The sequence below is a fragment of the Ruegeria sp. BF6 genome (assembly GCF_056538665.1).
Map to the genome: position 1 here is coordinate 424,513 of NZ_JBQFTN010000002.1, position 15,162 is coordinate 439,674.

The window sequence follows — 15,162 nt, forward strand, 5'->3', positions numbered from 1 at the left end:
TGTGGAAACCAGATATTAACTGTTTCACCTGAATGACTGGGTAGAATCTCGATTGGTTCGATCCTTTTCGACACCGTAATTGAGACCAGTTTGGGAACCATATTAGCGTCAATACACTCACCGTGCGGTCATTGGCTTTACAGCAAGTAGCTTTCCGCCGATCCGCTAACTCTCGCATTTTCAGCACCGCGCTATAGATTTAAGATGCGGCCCATCGCAAATGCACAAGCCCTGTAGAGTAACAGTTACCAAAGGCCCCGTACGTGAATATTGAAAATCGCATGATGATGCCACCTCGCCACGAGCTGCGAAAAGTGCGCAATCAGGGCATGACATTTCTGGCGCTGGCGTTTCTGTTCAGCATATTTGTCAACATCCTGATGCTGACCGGGCCTTTGTTCATGTTGCAGGTCTATGACCGGGTGCTGGGATCGCGCGCGGTTGAAACGCTGACGGCGCTGTTCTTGCTGGTGGCACTGCTATACGCGCTCATGGCAATGCTGGATTACGCCCGCGGCAGAATCGTTGCTAGGTTTGGCGCCCGCTTCCAGTCGCAATTGGACGAACGTGTGTTCGATGCAACCATGCGCCGGTCGCTGTACCCGCAGGCACGTTCAGCCCCGGCAACGGCGCTGCGCGATCTGGAATCGATTCAAAACCTGTGTTCCTCTCCCGTTTTGCTGGCGGTGATGGATATCCCGTGGACCCCGGTGTTTCTGGCAGCGATCTTCCTGTTCCACCCGCTGCTGGGCTGGCTGGCCGTTGTCGGCGGTTCCCTGCTGATCGTGATTGCGTTGCTGAACCAGGGTCTGACGCGCCACAAGGTGGCCTCGGCACAACAGGCCTCGGCGCAAGCCAATGCCTTTTCGGAACATGCCAGACAAGCCGCCGAGGTGGTGAGATCGCAAGGCATGCAAGAGGACATCACCCAACGTTGGCAACGCCAGCGGACAAGTGCCCTGCGCCAGACCATCGCTGCCAGCGACTGGACCGGCAGCTTTACCTCGCTGACCAAGTCCCTGCGGTTATTCCTGCAATCGGCGATGCTGGCGCTTGGCGCCTGGCTGGTTCTGCGCAACGAACTGACGCCGGGAGCTATGATCGCCGGGTCGATCCTGCTGGGCCGTGCGTTAGCGCCGGTCGAACAAGCCGTGGGCCAATGGGGTATGGTCGAGCGCGCGCGAACGGCCTGGTCCTCGCTGAACCGATTTCTGGATGCAACCCCGCCCGAAAAGCCACGCACCAAATTGCCCGTGCCCGAGGCTCGTCTGACCGCCAAGGGTTTGACGGTCATCCCGCCGGGTGCGGACAAACCGACCCTGCGAAACGTGACGCTGCAGCTTGAACCCGGCCGGGCGCTTGGCGTCATCGGCAAAAGCGGGTCGGGTAAATCGACGCTGGCCAAGGCCCTGTTGGGCCTGTGGCAACCGGCGACCGGGGAAATCCGACTGGGCGGTGCAACGCTGGATCAATACGATCCCACTGATCTGGGCCAACATATCGGTTACTTGCCTCAGGCAGTTACCCTGTTTAACGGAACGGTGGCAGAGAACATCGCCCGCATGTCGGAAAACCCGAATCCCGAGGCCGTTGTGGCTGCGGCAAAAAAGGCCAAGGCGCATGAGCTGATCTTGAAGCTCAGCAAGGGGTATGACACGTTTCTGGAAGGCAATGACAGCCAGTTGTCCGGTGGCCAAAAGCAACGGATCGCGCTGGCGCGTGCCTTGTACGGGGACCCGGTCATGCTGATCCTGGACGAGCCGAATTCGGCCCTGGATGCTGACGGAACCGAGGCGCTGAATGCTGCTGTTCGAGAGCTGAAGGAGGCTGGCAAATCCACCATCATCATGACACACCGCCCACAGGCGATTTCGGAATGTGATGATCTGGCGGTTGTCGAAAACGGACAGGTAGTGAAAACCGGCAGCCGAGACGAGGTGCTGGCTGCAATGGTACAAAATGCCGGTGCGATCAAACGAGGCCTCAATCAGGTGAAGAAAGATGCAGGATAAGGTGTCTCGAGATACGCGCCCGGTGTGGCGGATCACCGTACCGGCTTTCGTTGGTTTTGCGGCGCTGATCATTCTTGTCGGCGGGCTGGGCGTCTGGGCTGTTCAAACCCGTCTGGCCGGAGCCATCATCTCGCAGGGGAGTATTGAGGTACAAAGCAACCGGCAGGTCGTTGAACACCCTGATGGCGGTGTTGTCGGAGAGATTTTTGTCCGCGACGGAGATGTGGTCTCCGACGGAGACATGCTGGTCCGTCTGGACGATACGTTTTTGTCCTCGGAAAAGACCATCGTTGAATCTCAACTGTTTGAGCTGATGGCGCGGCGGGCCCGTTTGGAGGCCGAACGCGACGGAGCAGGTGCCGAGGAGCTGGCAACCCAGTTGGCGATTGTTCAAGAGCAGGAAAATATAGATGAAGACCTGATCGCAGGTCAGCGGAGCTTGTTCGAAGCCCGGCTGGAGACCCTGACGCAACAAACTCAGCAATTGGGCAAACAGCGGGATCAGATCGAAACAGAGATCGAAGGCACAGAGGCGCAACTTGTCTCTCTGCGGCGTCAGGTTGAACTCATTCAAGAGGAACTGGACGATCAAAAAAGCCTGCTGAATCGTGGCCTGACGCAGGCAAGCCGGGTTTCCGCCCTGCAGCGCGAAGAGGCCAGCCTGACCGGCGAGATTGGTCGGTTGGAGGCTACAGTTGCGCGCTTGGCAGGGCAAATTGCTGCAACAGAGATCGAAATTGTGGAATTGGCCGCCACGCGTCGCGAAGAGGCCATCACGGAATTGCGGGACGTTCAGACACAGATATTGGAATTGGCTGAGCGTCGCCTGTCACTGGATGTACGGCTGTCGCGGCTGGATATCCGCGCACCTGTCTCCGGGACGGTCTATGGCAGTCAGGTTTTTGCGCTGCAGTCGGTGATACAGCCTGCAGAACCGATGATGTATGTTGTTCCTCAGGACACACCGCTGCTTGTCGCTGCACGCGTGGATGCAATCCATGTAGATCAGCTATATGTTGGCCAACCCGTGTCCTTGCGCTTTCCAGCATTCAACCAACGTGAAACACCCGAAATTGAAGGGCAGGTTATCACTGTTTCGGCAGATACCTTCACTGATGAAAACACCGGCCAGACCTATTACCGTGCGGAAGTTGCTCCGGAAGACAGCGAAGTCGAACGTCTGAACGGTCAAGCTTTGTTGCCCGGGATGCCGGTGGAAACCATGATCAAAACTGACGAAAGAAGCCCCCTGTCTTATTTGATCAAACCTTTGGCCGACTATTTCAACAGGGCTTTCCGCGAATAACGGCGACGGTCGTTTTCAGATCTGCTCGATGTTCCCCAACAGGATCGCGGTCATGTCTGTGGCAATCACGTTGTCGACTGCCGTGACGTTTACGCCGGTTTCGTAACTGACATTGGTCTCTGTGATGCCGGACAGGTCTGCGTTCTTGTCCAGGAAAACCCATCCCGCGTCATGCCCCGTCGGCAGGCCGACAGATAGCTTGAGGATAGCCAAGGCGTCGAAAGCATTGACCGTTCCATCCTGATTGACGTCTGCTGCGATCAGGTTTTCCGGCGTCGCAGTCCCCCATGTCGGGTCGAGCCCGACTGAGATCCGTAAAACCTGCAAGGCATCCAGTGCCGAGATTTTGTCACTGGCCAGCGAATAGGTTTTGACGATATCCAACTCACCCTCAAACGTGCCTGAGGGCAAACCCAGATCAAAACGCCCTTCATCACCCGCACGAACGCTGATGGTTCCGCCTCCATCCGGGGTAAAGCGAATCTCGGCGTCTGACAGGCCGGGATTCGCGGTTTCCGAGTTGATCGAGATATCGCCCAAAACGCCGTCCGAACTTCCTGGGTCCAGCCCACCGAAATCTCCGAAATCCACCGGGATGTGATCCGGCCCGCCAAACCCCGCTCCGAACACTTCGGTGCTGGACAGGGGCCCTCCGGTCGCGGAGTTGATGACGACCACCTCGTCGATGTATTTGATTTGCGCTCCCTGCACGGTGGCGGTAAATTCCAACTGTCCGGGACTGCGCAACAGCGGATAGTCGAACAGGTCTAACCGGTCGACCCCTGCCTGGAAACCGTTAATGGTTGTTGGGTCGCTACCATATTGCATGACAAAGATATCCGCCCCGGTTCCGCCATCCATCGTGGTCGCCCCGACACCCGCGATCAGAATGTCATCCCCTGCCCCTCCCACCAGAGTGGTCTCTAGGATGTTGCCGCTGAGTATGTCGTTCTGCGCCGACCCGGTAACCGTACCGAACCCGTCCCGCACGATACCCAGATCATCGATTGAAACGCTGATCTGTGTCAGTCCCGCATCCTGTTGCGAACTGACGAGAATTTGCAGCTCGTTCCCGACATGAGCGACACTTAGCGTTTCGACGTTTTGCAGGCCGCTTTGCACGGTATCGGCAAAACTGTCCAAATACACCAGCTGGCCATTCGGCGTCAGGGTAAAAAGGGTAACACCATCATCGCCACCGCCCGCCACGACAAACACATGTCCATCGGCTTCGATCACGGCCAGATCCTGCGCAGTTTCAAACCGTGTATGCAACGAATCCAGAACGTGGTCGGTTGCAATCAGGCGCCCATCGACTGTTAACTCCATCACGCTGAGCGAGTTGCTGTCCGCCCCAGCCACAACAACCCATGATTGGCCGAAAGCCTGCACCACCTCGACTGCCGTCGGCGTCGCAATACCCAGTGTCGCCAGCGCGTCGCTGTTATCCACCGCGGTCAGGGCGCCGGTATCCTGATCGAAGCTGTAAGTGCCGATCGTGTTGCTGACAGAATCGGCCATGATGACGAAGTGGACTGCCCCGACCTGCAACACCTGCATCGAGTCAGCCTGCCCTGTGACCGAAGCTGCCGAGCTCAGCGAACCATCCCCGTTCACGGTATAGGTCGAGATCTGCCCTGTTCCCTCATGCGCAATAGTCAGCACGCCGCCGAACTGAGCAATGGCCGAGATATCCCCGCCACCGACCAGCGAGTCGGTTTCCTGCAACGCGCCCACGGTCCCGTTTGGATTGATCTCATATCCGACCAGCCCTGTCGCCGTACGCACATCCAGAACAAGCTGATCGTCGCCGGCCAGCACCACGGGTAAGGCGCTGTTACCGACCTGATACGTGATCGTGCCACTGAAGTACTCGGTGTCCTGCAACTGCGGCAGAGCGCCTTCGACCAGTTTCCACACCGCAATCCCACCGCCCGGACCGGTCACGCTGAACAGATACGTTTCGCCATTAAGCGTTTTTAAAGCCGTATCGCCGATACCAGAATCGAGCGCTGTGCTCCCTGTTGCAACCACGCCTTCGAACTGAAGCACCATATCAAATCACCCCACGCCAAATCTGGCACCAACTACAGGATGATCCGATGCCCAGTGCGAAACCAAAGCGGGAATGTGGAGAAAACGAGGAGTTCGGCTTCAGTTTAACTCAATTTTTCTGGTCCGACCGCATGATTCACCGAAGGGAAAGACAGATGAACAAAACCTCGACCCCTCGGGCCGGTGCGGAAACCACATGTGAGGGCAAGATGACCAAAGAACCTGAAACCAAGATCAATCCGGCTGGTGGTCAGCCCGATTTTGAGCGTAAACAGAACATCCGCAAGTGGATCGACGGAAAAATGCGCCGTTGGGCCGGCCGTGGCATTGCTGGTGGGATCGGATCTGCGGTTCTGGCCCTGCCTGCCTTGGCGCAGGCCACTATTGAAGAGCTTTATGCCTTTCAGTTCGCAGAAACGATTCCCGGGGTGCGTTCGGTCAAGCTGCTGGACAATGGCGACGTTCTTCTGAAACTGGCCGATGGTCGAAAACTGGTTGTTGCCGCCGAAAACGTACAGGTGCTGGACAGCGGTGCTGTCATGATTGCCGAGGACGTTGTATCCGAGATTGCTCAGTTCAGCCTGGCCGAAGCTGGCGGCGCCGCCGCAATCGGGGGAATCAGCGGAACCGGGGCTGCTTTGGGTGGTCTGGGTCTGGCGGGTGCCGCTGCCGCTGCCGGCGGCGGCGGTGGTGGAGGGGGCGACGATGTCGCCCCTACGCCTGCGCCTTCACCTACCCCCAGCTACCCCGTTCTCAACCTGGCGGGCTCGCAAGCCAACACATTGAGCAGCGCCAACATGAACCTCGCCACGCCGGAAGGTACGGAAACGGTGGAAGTAACCATTGGCTCGGTCTCAAAGACCGTTACGCCCGAAGATGACGGGTCCTGGAGCGTTTCACTGACACCGGACGAAGCAGCCGGGCTACCGCAGGGTGTGCAAACCGTGACCATTCGAAATCTCGATGCTGAGGGTACAGAACTGTCGTCTGAGACGGTCGCATTCGACGTGGATACTAGCCCCCCAACCCTGACGATCTCAGGGTTTTCCGACGGCGTGGTGATGAACGCGGCTGAACAGGCCACCAATCTGACCATTACCGGAACAACAACGGCCGAAGACGGACAAACCGTCACCGTCTCCCTCTACGGGCAAACCTACGAAGGTACGGCTTTCGCCGGACAATGGAGCGTAACTGTGCCCGCCGCAGGGCTGGCTGTCATGCCAGACGGCGCAACGATTGCCGTCACCGCTGACGTCACCGATCAGGCGGGCAATCCGGCGACACAAGCCGATGCCAGTTTCGAGACGGATTTTACCGCTCCGACGATTTCGCTGGACCCGGTTGCCGGCGGATCGATTGAGTTGATCGATGTCAGCGCCGACCTGACACTTACGGGATCGACCACAGCGCTTGACGGTCGGCCTGTTACCGTGACGTTTGGTGGTCAAACCTATTCGACAACTGCCATCGGCGGCGGCTGGAGCGTAACGATCCCCAACACAGATCTCGTTGGCCTGTCGACCGGCGTGCCAGCCGCGTTCAACGTGACTGTCTCCGATGCGGCTGGCAACATCTCAGTCCCAGCCTCGGTATCCGTCCCGGTTGATTTGACTGGCCCTTCAGTCACCATCTCTCCGCTATCCGTCGGCGCGGTTCTGAACGCTGTTGAAGTGGGGGCTGACCTAACGATCTCAGGGACGACCGGTAATGTACAAGACGGCCAGCAGGTCACAGTCAACCTGAACGGTCAGACCTATACCGATACCGTGTCAGGTGGCACTTGGAGTGTGACCGTCACGGCCGCAGATCTGGCAGCCCTGCCTGACGGAGGGAGTTTTACCGTGACTGCGGACGTTTCGGACGCCGATGGTCTGGCGGCGCCTCAGGTCAATGTACCACTGGGCAAGGATGCGACCGCACCGACGCTTTCAATCGACAGCTTCTCGGATGGTGCTGTGCTGAACGCAGCTGAGCAGGGCACGGACCTGACCATCACAGGTTCCACCACTGCCGAGAATGGGCAGACCGTGACTGTTTCTGTGAACGGTCAAACCTACACCGGCGCAGCATCCGGTGGCGCGTGGTCCGTTACCGTTCCTGCCGCGGACCTGGCAGCCCTGTCGGACGGGGCCACCATTGCGGTCACCGCAGATGTTACCGACCAGGCAGGAAACCCGGCGATCCAGGCCAGCGACAGTTTTGATACAGACTTCACTGCGCCAACGGTGAACATCACAAACCTGTCGGATGGTGCGGTCATGAACGCTGCGGAACAGGGCACCGACCTGGTCATAACCGGTACCTCTGACGCCGCAGATGGCACAGTGGTGACGATCGAAATCGCCCGCCCCGACGGAACAGTGGATGTCACCGGCACCGCCACGGTCAACAGCGGCACCTGGAGCTACACGGCCCCAGCCTCGGACTTGGGCGCGCTTCAGGATGGGGTCTCGTATGATGTCGATGCTTTGGTAGCGGACGCAGCGGGCAACAGCGCCCAAAATAGTGCAAGTTTTGACACCGATTTCACTGCTCCGACCGTTACACTCGATCCTCTATCCGTGGGCTCCGAACTGGACGTGACCGAACAAGGAAGCGACCTGACGATCACAGGCGCAACCAGCGCCGAGGATGGGCAAACTGTGTCCGTCACCCTAAATGGCCATACATACACAGGCACCGCTTCAGGCGGTTCCTGGTCGGCAACTGTCCCCTCGGTCGATCTGGCCGCTCTGTCGGACAGCACCGGCTATCCGATCTCGGCCAGCGTTTCCGATCAGGCTGGTAACCCGGCAACACCGGCTGCGGCTATGCTGACGACGGATTTCCGACCAGTATTGACCATGAGCCCTGTCGGCACGAACAGCGCTATGTCGCTAGCTGATGCTCAAGCATCTGGTGTGACCGTTTCGGGAACTTCGACCGGCCTGAGCGTCGGCCAGGCGGTGGATGTTTTCCTCAACGGAAGCCCGATTGGCAGCGCGACTGTGGCCGTCGATGGCAGCTGGTCTTTGGCCGTCCCAGCATCGGAATTCTCGAGCATCGACGCGGGCGACTCCCTTGACTTCTCAGCAGATGCAACGGTTTCCGGTGGGCCGAACCCTGTAACCGCAACCGACGAGAACACCGCACACGAACCAGCAGCCTATGTCATCACGCAGGCCGGGATTTCCGGGAACACGGTGACCTTCGAGGTCTACGCGGATCCAGACACGGATATTTCAGGCGGCTTCGCCTTGGCTATGAATCTGGGCTTCGACCCTTCCGTTGCGACCTACGACCTCGGGTCTGAGGTCCGCGGTAGTGGTCTCATTAGTTTGGTTACCAACCCGGACGGGGCCTCAGTGATCCGTTACTCCGGCATCTCCGGTATCCCCGATGGCGTCAACCCCGTCATTGACCTGAGCCAGCCCGTGATGACCTTCGACATGACGGTCGTCGATGCAAGCAAACCCATTGAGCTGACGATCGCGACTTCTGTTGGCGGGTATTCCGTCTTCCAACTCGGTACCAATGGTGATGACACGCTGGTCGCAACCGACGTCGACAACATCATCCGCGGGCAGGATGGCAGCGATGCGATTGATGTCTCGGCTGCAGGGCGAGACATTGTCGTGTTCGAGGCCGACCTGGCGGCCAACGGTATCGACATGGTGACAGGATTCACAATTGGCCCGGCAGCCGAGGTTACGGATGCCATTACGTTCAGCGGCCTGAGCGTCGGAACGCTGCGCGGTAACGGAACGGATGTCGAAACCCTGGCAGTAGGTGATGCGATTGGCTCGGATACCGGTGTCGTTGGCCTGACAACGGTTTTAGGCGATTTGTCCCAAAACACGATCGAAACCGCCGTCGAAAGCTTTGCCGGCCTACAAGCGGGTGACGAGATCTACGTTATGGCAACGGACGGTGCTGACAGTGTGTTGGTCAAGGTCGACTACAGCGCTCCAAACTCAGCGTTGGTTGAAACCGTCGCCCAATTCACTGGGCTAGATGATCTGACCGACCTTAGCGCGGACAACATCCTGCACACCGACCCAACCGGGGCAACGGCTTAAGCAACCAAACGGCTGCCGATCACGACGACCGGCAGCCATCCTGTTAAACATGGAGCAGTAATGGCGCAGAATGGCCTGGTTCCTGTCACCGCCGCCCGGCACGGGCATCGATACTGGAAACGTTTCACCTCTTACGAATTTGCGGCCAATCGCACCGAATGTGCGATTGTATTCCGGGAAGTTCCGCAGATTGCCGCCACCTTTCCGATAATGTTCAGAGAAACCGGCGAAGATGTTGAACCCAGGGCCATTTTGTCCCTGTCAGACGATATGCCCACCCCTTTCGTATCACGACAGGGGCAGTGGTTGGCGGCCTATGTTCCATCCAGCTTGCGATGCCATCCGTTTCAAGCCCTGCCCCTTGGAGAAAAAACGTCGAACGGATCCGCCCTGTTTCAGCTGAACGTGGATGAATCATCCGGGCTGCTAAGCACCAATCCGAGAGACGAGTCCTTCTTTGACGCTTCCGGGGATTTGTCGCCAGAATTGCGCGATGTGCGAAGCTTTCTTCAAACCCGCGTTGCAGCCCGTGAGGCGACGCTGGAACTTTGCCAGACAATCAAGACTATGGGGCTTTTTGAACCCGCTGAACCCTTCGACGGGATCACTTTACCCGCTGGGACTTTGTCCATATCAACCCATCGTTTAAAGAAACTAACTCAGGCTGAAAAACTGGAACTGGTCGAAGCGGATGCCTTTCTGCTGATCCACGCCCACCAGATCTCGCTTTGCCATTTAGCGTGGCTGGCACGCGTAGAACAACAGCTTGAAGAGCAAAACTCACTAAAGAAATACACCGAAAATTCAGACATTTCCGATTTCCTTTGTGCAATGGCCAACGCGCAGAATGACGATGTCCTCGGAACCAGTGGGGTGTGAAACACCTATGCCAATACTCAATCGCAGTCTCGGAATTGCACCTTATATCCTCTTCGCCGCAGTGTTATCGGCCTGTACGCCTAAGCCCGACTTGACAGGGGTTGAGATGTCCCTCTCCAGCGGATCCGTCGGGGCCGGTGCAAACACACCTGCACCCCGGCTGACGCGGAGCGCCTTTGGCCAGCGGATCAGAGCCGCCGTGGAAACAAACCCTGATCTGGCACAAAGTGCGACACGGCTGGAGATTGCCGCAGCCAACGAAGATGCCGCCAAGGGAGCGTTTCTGCCCCGGCTCAACGTTGGCGTAAACGCCCGTTCTGAACGCATAGAGTCCAATATTGCCGATGTCACACCGTATCTGCGCATCTCGCAATTGGTGTACGACGGTGGCGCTGCGTCGAATGATCTGGCAGCAGCAAAGGCGCGCGTGTTGCAAAGCCGTGGAGATCAGGTGCAAACGGCATCAGCGGTGGCGCTGTCGGCGATCGAGGCCTATGTCGTGGTTCTGGACCGGCGAAAAATTCTGGATATTTCGACCCAAAATGTCGCAGTTCATGAAGATATGGTGCGTCAGATCACGGAACGCGCAGCGCAGGGCGCGGGATCAAATGCTGATGTTCTGACGGCACGATCTCGGATGGCGGATGCACAGACGCGGCTGGCAGATGCCAAAGCGCGTTTAGACCGAGCAGACGCCCAATATCGTGAGTACTTTGGCTCAGCCCCCGGGGAACTTCCGTCACCTGTCACGGCTCCTAAACTTTCGCGAACCGACTCGCAGATCGTGATGGACAGCCCTCAGGTCAGGCGGGCGGATGCAGCCCTGCTGTCGGCAAAGGCAGAACAGGCAGCCGCCCATGCGCGCCGTCAGCCCGGTGTTGAAATCGCCGCTTTTGCCGATCGGGATGACAGCGACGACGCGAATTTTGGCGTGGATCTGTCGTTCAACTACGAAATCGACAGTACGGGGCAACGCCGGGCCGCAATCGCGGCGGCCGAAGCACAGGTCAAAGAGGCTGAGTTCACGCGGGACTCGGTTATCCGGGACATTCGCCGTGAGTTGGAATTCGTCCGCTCCGACCAGCAAGCTGGCGCAGTGCGTCTGCAGGCAGCCCGCGTTGCAGTGCAAGCCAACGCCGCAAGTGTTACCGCGGCACGCGAACAGTTCACCATCGGCAGGCGCAGCCTGATTGAGATTCTTGACGCACAGAGAGACTATGTGAACGCTCAGGAAAGGTTGATCCTGGCCGAGCAGAACTTTTTCCTGACCAACTACGCTGCGCTGAGTTTAACCGGTGACATTCTCGATCTGCTGGGTGTCTCAACGGTGAAGTGGGACGACGACCTATGACACAGCTTCTGCCTATTTCACGCACGCCTTCACTCACTCCCCTCGAAGCTTGTCTGTTGCATGTCGCAGCCCAACTGGACCGCCCCTTGACAGTGGCCGCCCTGCACGCCGTGCAAACCGGCGCATCAGATGAACTTACCCTTCGCCACGCCATTGAGGTGGCGCAAAATGCTGGATTGCAAGCCGGGTATGGCAAACGCAGGTTGCAGGACTTTGACACAATCCTATCACCTGCACTGCTGATTCTGGAGGATGACAAAGCCGTTGTTTTCCACGGTCGAACACGGGACGGTAATCTACTGGTTTTCGATCCAGACCTCGGGGACGGGATCGGCGAAGTGTCCCAGGACAAACTGAGCCGCACTTATACCGGATTCGCAATCCTGTTTCGTCGGAACCATCGGGCCGAGGTCCCGGGCTGTGAGGTTCCCGCATCCGATCATTGGTTCTGGTCGGCGATGGCGGCGAACAAATGGTCCTATACGCAAGTACTCCTGGCCGCGGCGCTCGCGAATTTACTGGGCCTTTCCACCTCTATTTTCATTATGGTCGTCTATGACCGCGTACTGCCAAACGAAGCTACAGAATCTCTGATAGCCCTAACTGCGGGTGTCGCCCTTGCCCTGGGGTTTGATTTTCTTTTGAAACTGTTGCGCGCCGGGTTCATCGATCGCGCCGGACAAAAGGCCGACATGCAGATGGGGCGGCGCGTTTTCGACCAGGTGCTGAACATCCGCATGAAGTCTCGCACAGGATCTACGGGTGCCATGGCAAGCACCGTTCGCGAGTTCGAAACCCTGCGAGAGTTCTTTACCTCGGCAACACTGGTTGCATTGGTCGACCTTCCTTTCATTGCGCTGTTTGTGTTTGTCATCCATCTGGTCGGCGGGCCGCTGGCCCTGATCCCTGCCCTTGCGGTTCCGATCGTATTACTGGCCGGGGTGGCCGTGCAGCCGGTATTGTCGCGTCTGGCCGAGAAGAGCTTTTCCGATGGCCAGTCCAAGCAATCTGTTTTGGTGGAAACCGTCTCGGGGCTTGAGACGATCAAGACCACGGCAGCTGCCAGGCCAATGCGAACCCGCTGGGAAAGCGCAATTGAACGCCAATCCTCGCATGGTGCACGCAGCCGTATGGTGACGCAGTTCGCCCTGAACCTGACCGGGTTCACCCAGCAGGCGGCACAGGTTCTGATCGTTTTCTACGGCGTGTTTTTGATTACGGATGGTCAGGCAAGCATGGGGGCTCTGGTTGCTTCAGTGATGTTGACCGGGCGTGCCCTGGCGCCTCTGGGACAGCTTGCCCAGACCCTGACCCGTGTCAACCAGGCCCGCAGCGCGTATCGCAACCTTAACGCACTGATGCAGGCCGAAAGCGAAAGACCTCGTGGGCACAGCTGGATCAGCCGAAACAGCTTCGACGGGCGCATCAGATTCAAGAATGTCCACTTCGCCTATCCGGATCACACCGAGGACACATTGGCGGGGGTGTCAATCTCGATCGAGCCTGGTGAAAAGGTTGCGATTTTGGGTCCGATTGGTTCCGGAAAAAGCACAATCTCGCGCCTGCTGCTTGGGCTATATGAGCCGCGAACCGGATCGGTGATGCTGGATGGCGTGGATATTCGCCAAATTGATCCGGGTGATCTGCGTCGCAATGTCGGGTCCGTATTGCAGGACATCTGGCTGTTTTCCGGGACCGTACGCGAAAACATAAGGAGCGGCACTGTCAGACCGCGCGATCAGGACCTGATCCGCGCAGGCAAGGTAGCCGGAGTTGAAGATTTTGTCGCCCGTCATCCCAACGGTTACGATCTGAAACTGGCCGAGCGCGGCGAAGGTCTATCTGGTGGACAAAGACAGGCCATTGCGCTTGCCAGGGCCTTGATTGGACGGCCCCCGATTCTTCTGTTGGATGAACCGACCAGTGCGATGGACGTCAAAACCGAAGCTGAGGTGATCCGTCGTCTGAAGCAGTCAACGCAGGACACCACGATGGTCATCATCACACATCGCACCAGCCTGTTGGAATTGGTGGACCGTGTCATCGTGATCGAAGGCGGACGCGTGGCCGCCGACGGACCCAAGAGTATGCTCACTCAACACGCCCGCAAGGCAGGGAGGCATCTGAATGTCGCGACATCCTGACCTCGCCACCCTCGCGCGCGAGATGCGCGGGCGTTCACCGATACGTGGATCCCTGCTTTTACTAGTGATCTCCTCGTGCCTGATCGCACTAGGCCTTTGGGCGCATCTGACTGAGTTGGATGACGTGACCCGTGTGGACGGGCGGATTGTTCCCTCAGCTGACATTCAGGTGATCGAAGCCACGGAACCCGGAGTTCTGCAGTCTTTGAAAGTTCGCGAAGGACAGGTGGTCGACAAGGGCACGTTGTTGATGGAGTTCGACACAACTCAAATCGACAGCCAATTCAGTCAGGAACAACAGCGCGCCTTCGGCCTAATGGCGCGAACGCAACGATTGCAGGCGGAAATCGACGGTAGTGCTCTGAGTTTTTCACCTGACCTGATCAAAGGCGCGCCCGAAGTCGTGCGATCGGAGACCGCATTGTATAAGGGACGGCAAACCGAGCTTCAGGCAGAGATCTCCATCTTGGATCGTCAACGCCAACAAAGGCAGCAGGAATACGAAGAAGGCCTTGTGGATCGGATCACCGCCGACGAAACGCTCAGGCTTTTAGCGGAAGAGCGCGCGATGATGGAACCTCTGGTGGAAAAACGGATGGAGCCCGCAACAACGCTTTTGACGCTACGCCGCGGTATGGCCGAGTGGGAAGGCCGGAAAACCCGGGCTGTTGCCGTGACCAACAGGCTAAAGACTGGTTTGGACGAGATAGACGACCGCATCCGCGCGACCCGCAGCCGATTTCGCAGCGCCGCGTTAACCGATCTGGCGATGGCAACCACCGAACTTGCGGCATTGCAGCCGGTTTTGCCCGCACTTCGGGATCGGGCCGACAGGGCGCAGGTGCGGTCTCCGGTGCGTGGCATCGTCAACCGGGTACATCGCAGCACAATTGGGGGGTTGGCCCGCGGCGGTGAGGAACTTGTTGAAATCGTACCCTTGAATGACACACTGCTAGTCGAAGCATACGTTCGACCGGAAGACATTGCATTCCTGCATGCCGGACAGTCTGTCAAGGTCAAGATCACCGCCTATGATTTTGCCCGATATGGTGCGCTGGACGGCCAGATTACTCGTATCGGTGCCGACACAATCACCCGGCCCGAGCGAAATGACGAGGAGGTTTTCGTCGTGGAGATTGAAACCAGCAATGCGATGCTGGATGCCGATGGTGTCGCCGTCGAAATCATCCCCGGTATGATTTCCGAAGTCGATATCCTTTCGGGCCGCAAAACGGTATTCGAATACCTGCTGCAGCCCGTAGTCAAAATCAAGGACAGAGCTTTGCGAGAATAGGTACCTCTACAATCGGTACAGGCCTTGCATCTGCCGACCGGGTCGCTCTGACGCCCAAAC

8 protein-coding genes are annotated in these 15,162 nt (G+C 58.0%); 7 read left to right on the forward strand and 1 reads right to left on the reverse strand.

What is annotated here, in order from left to right; translation table 11 throughout:
• Positions 1–281: 281 nt before the first annotated feature.
• Positions 282–2,012, forward strand: a complete 1,731-nt coding sequence (locus ACR0IM_RS10075; protein ID WP_480594856.1) for a type I secretion system permease/ATPase — start codon at positions 282–284, stop codon at positions 2,010–2,012.
• Complete coding sequence (locus ACR0IM_RS10080) at positions 2,002–3,318, forward strand: HlyD family type I secretion periplasmic adaptor subunit (protein WP_480594855.1); 1,317 nt, start codon at positions 2,002–2,004, stop codon at positions 3,316–3,318. The genes ACR0IM_RS10075 and ACR0IM_RS10080 overlap by 11 nt, the downstream gene beginning before the upstream one ends.
• A 15-nt stretch (positions 3,319–3,333) precedes the next feature.
• On the opposite strand, the gene ACR0IM_RS10085 is transcribed toward ACR0IM_RS10080, so the two are convergent.
• Positions 3,334–5,373, reverse strand: a complete 2,040-nt coding sequence (locus tag ACR0IM_RS10085) for a dockerin type I domain-containing protein (RefSeq protein WP_480681774.1) — start codon at positions 5,371–5,373, stop codon at positions 3,334–3,336.
• A 155-nt stretch (positions 5,374–5,528) separates the two neighbouring features.
• Between ACR0IM_RS10085 and ACR0IM_RS10090 the strand changes: the two genes are divergently transcribed.
• The 5 genes from ACR0IM_RS10090 (at position 5,529) to ACR0IM_RS10110 (ending at position 15,102) form a co-directional block, all read left to right on the forward strand.
• A complete protein-coding gene (locus ACR0IM_RS10090) occupies positions 5,529–9,434 on the forward strand; it encodes an Ig-like domain-containing protein (protein ID WP_480681775.1) in 3,906 nt (1,301 codons plus the stop codon).
• A 60-nt stretch (positions 9,435–9,494) separates the two neighbouring features.
• Positions 9,495–10,313: a SapC family protein gene (locus tag ACR0IM_RS10095; RefSeq protein WP_480681776.1), complete on the forward strand. Its 819-nt coding sequence runs from the start codon at positions 9,495–9,497 to the stop codon at positions 10,311–10,313.
• Between the two features lie 106 nt (positions 10,314–10,419).
• A complete protein-coding gene (locus ACR0IM_RS10100) occupies positions 10,420–11,664 on the forward strand; it encodes a TolC family protein (RefSeq protein ID WP_480681777.1) in 1,245 nt (414 codons plus the stop codon).
• The gene (locus ACR0IM_RS10105) at positions 11,661–13,808 is read left to right on the forward strand and encodes a type I secretion system permease/ATPase (protein WP_480681778.1); all 2,148 of its coding nucleotides are present in this window, start codon (positions 11,661–11,663) and stop codon (positions 13,806–13,808) included. The genes ACR0IM_RS10100 and ACR0IM_RS10105 overlap by 4 nt, the downstream gene beginning before the upstream one ends.
• Entirely contained in the window at positions 13,792–15,102 is a 1,311-nt protein-coding gene (locus tag ACR0IM_RS10110; protein WP_480681779.1) for an HlyD family type I secretion periplasmic adaptor subunit, read from the forward strand. The genes ACR0IM_RS10105 and ACR0IM_RS10110 overlap by 17 nt, the downstream gene beginning before the upstream one ends.
• The last annotated feature ends 60 nt before the right edge of the window (positions 15,103–15,162 follow it).

Coding starts and splice junctions, on each gene's coding strand:
- ACR0IM_RS10085 (WP_480681774.1), bottom strand. CDS start 5,373: ATGGTGCTTCAGTTCGAAGGCGTGGTTGCAACAGGGAGCACAGCGCTC.
- ACR0IM_RS10110 (WP_480681779.1), top strand. CDS start 13,792: ATGTCGCGACATCCTGACCTCGCCACCCTCGCGCGCGAGATGCGCGGG.
- ACR0IM_RS10100 (WP_480681777.1), top strand. CDS start 10,420: ATGTCCCTCTCCAGCGGATCCGTCGGGGCCGGTGCAAACACACCTGCA.
- ACR0IM_RS10080 (WP_480594855.1), top strand. CDS start 2,002: ATGCAGGATAAGGTGTCTCGAGATACGCGCCCGGTGTGGCGGATCACC.
- ACR0IM_RS10105 (WP_480681778.1), top strand. CDS start 11,661: ATGACACAGCTTCTGCCTATTTCACGCACGCCTTCACTCACTCCCCTC.
- ACR0IM_RS10075 (WP_480594856.1), top strand. CDS start 282: ATGATGATGCCACCTCGCCACGAGCTGCGAAAAGTGCGCAATCAGGGC.
- ACR0IM_RS10095 (WP_480681776.1), top strand. CDS start 9,495: ATGGCGCAGAATGGCCTGGTTCCTGTCACCGCCGCCCGGCACGGGCAT.
- ACR0IM_RS10090 (WP_480681775.1), top strand. CDS start 5,529: ATGAACAAAACCTCGACCCCTCGGGCCGGTGCGGAAACCACATGTGAG.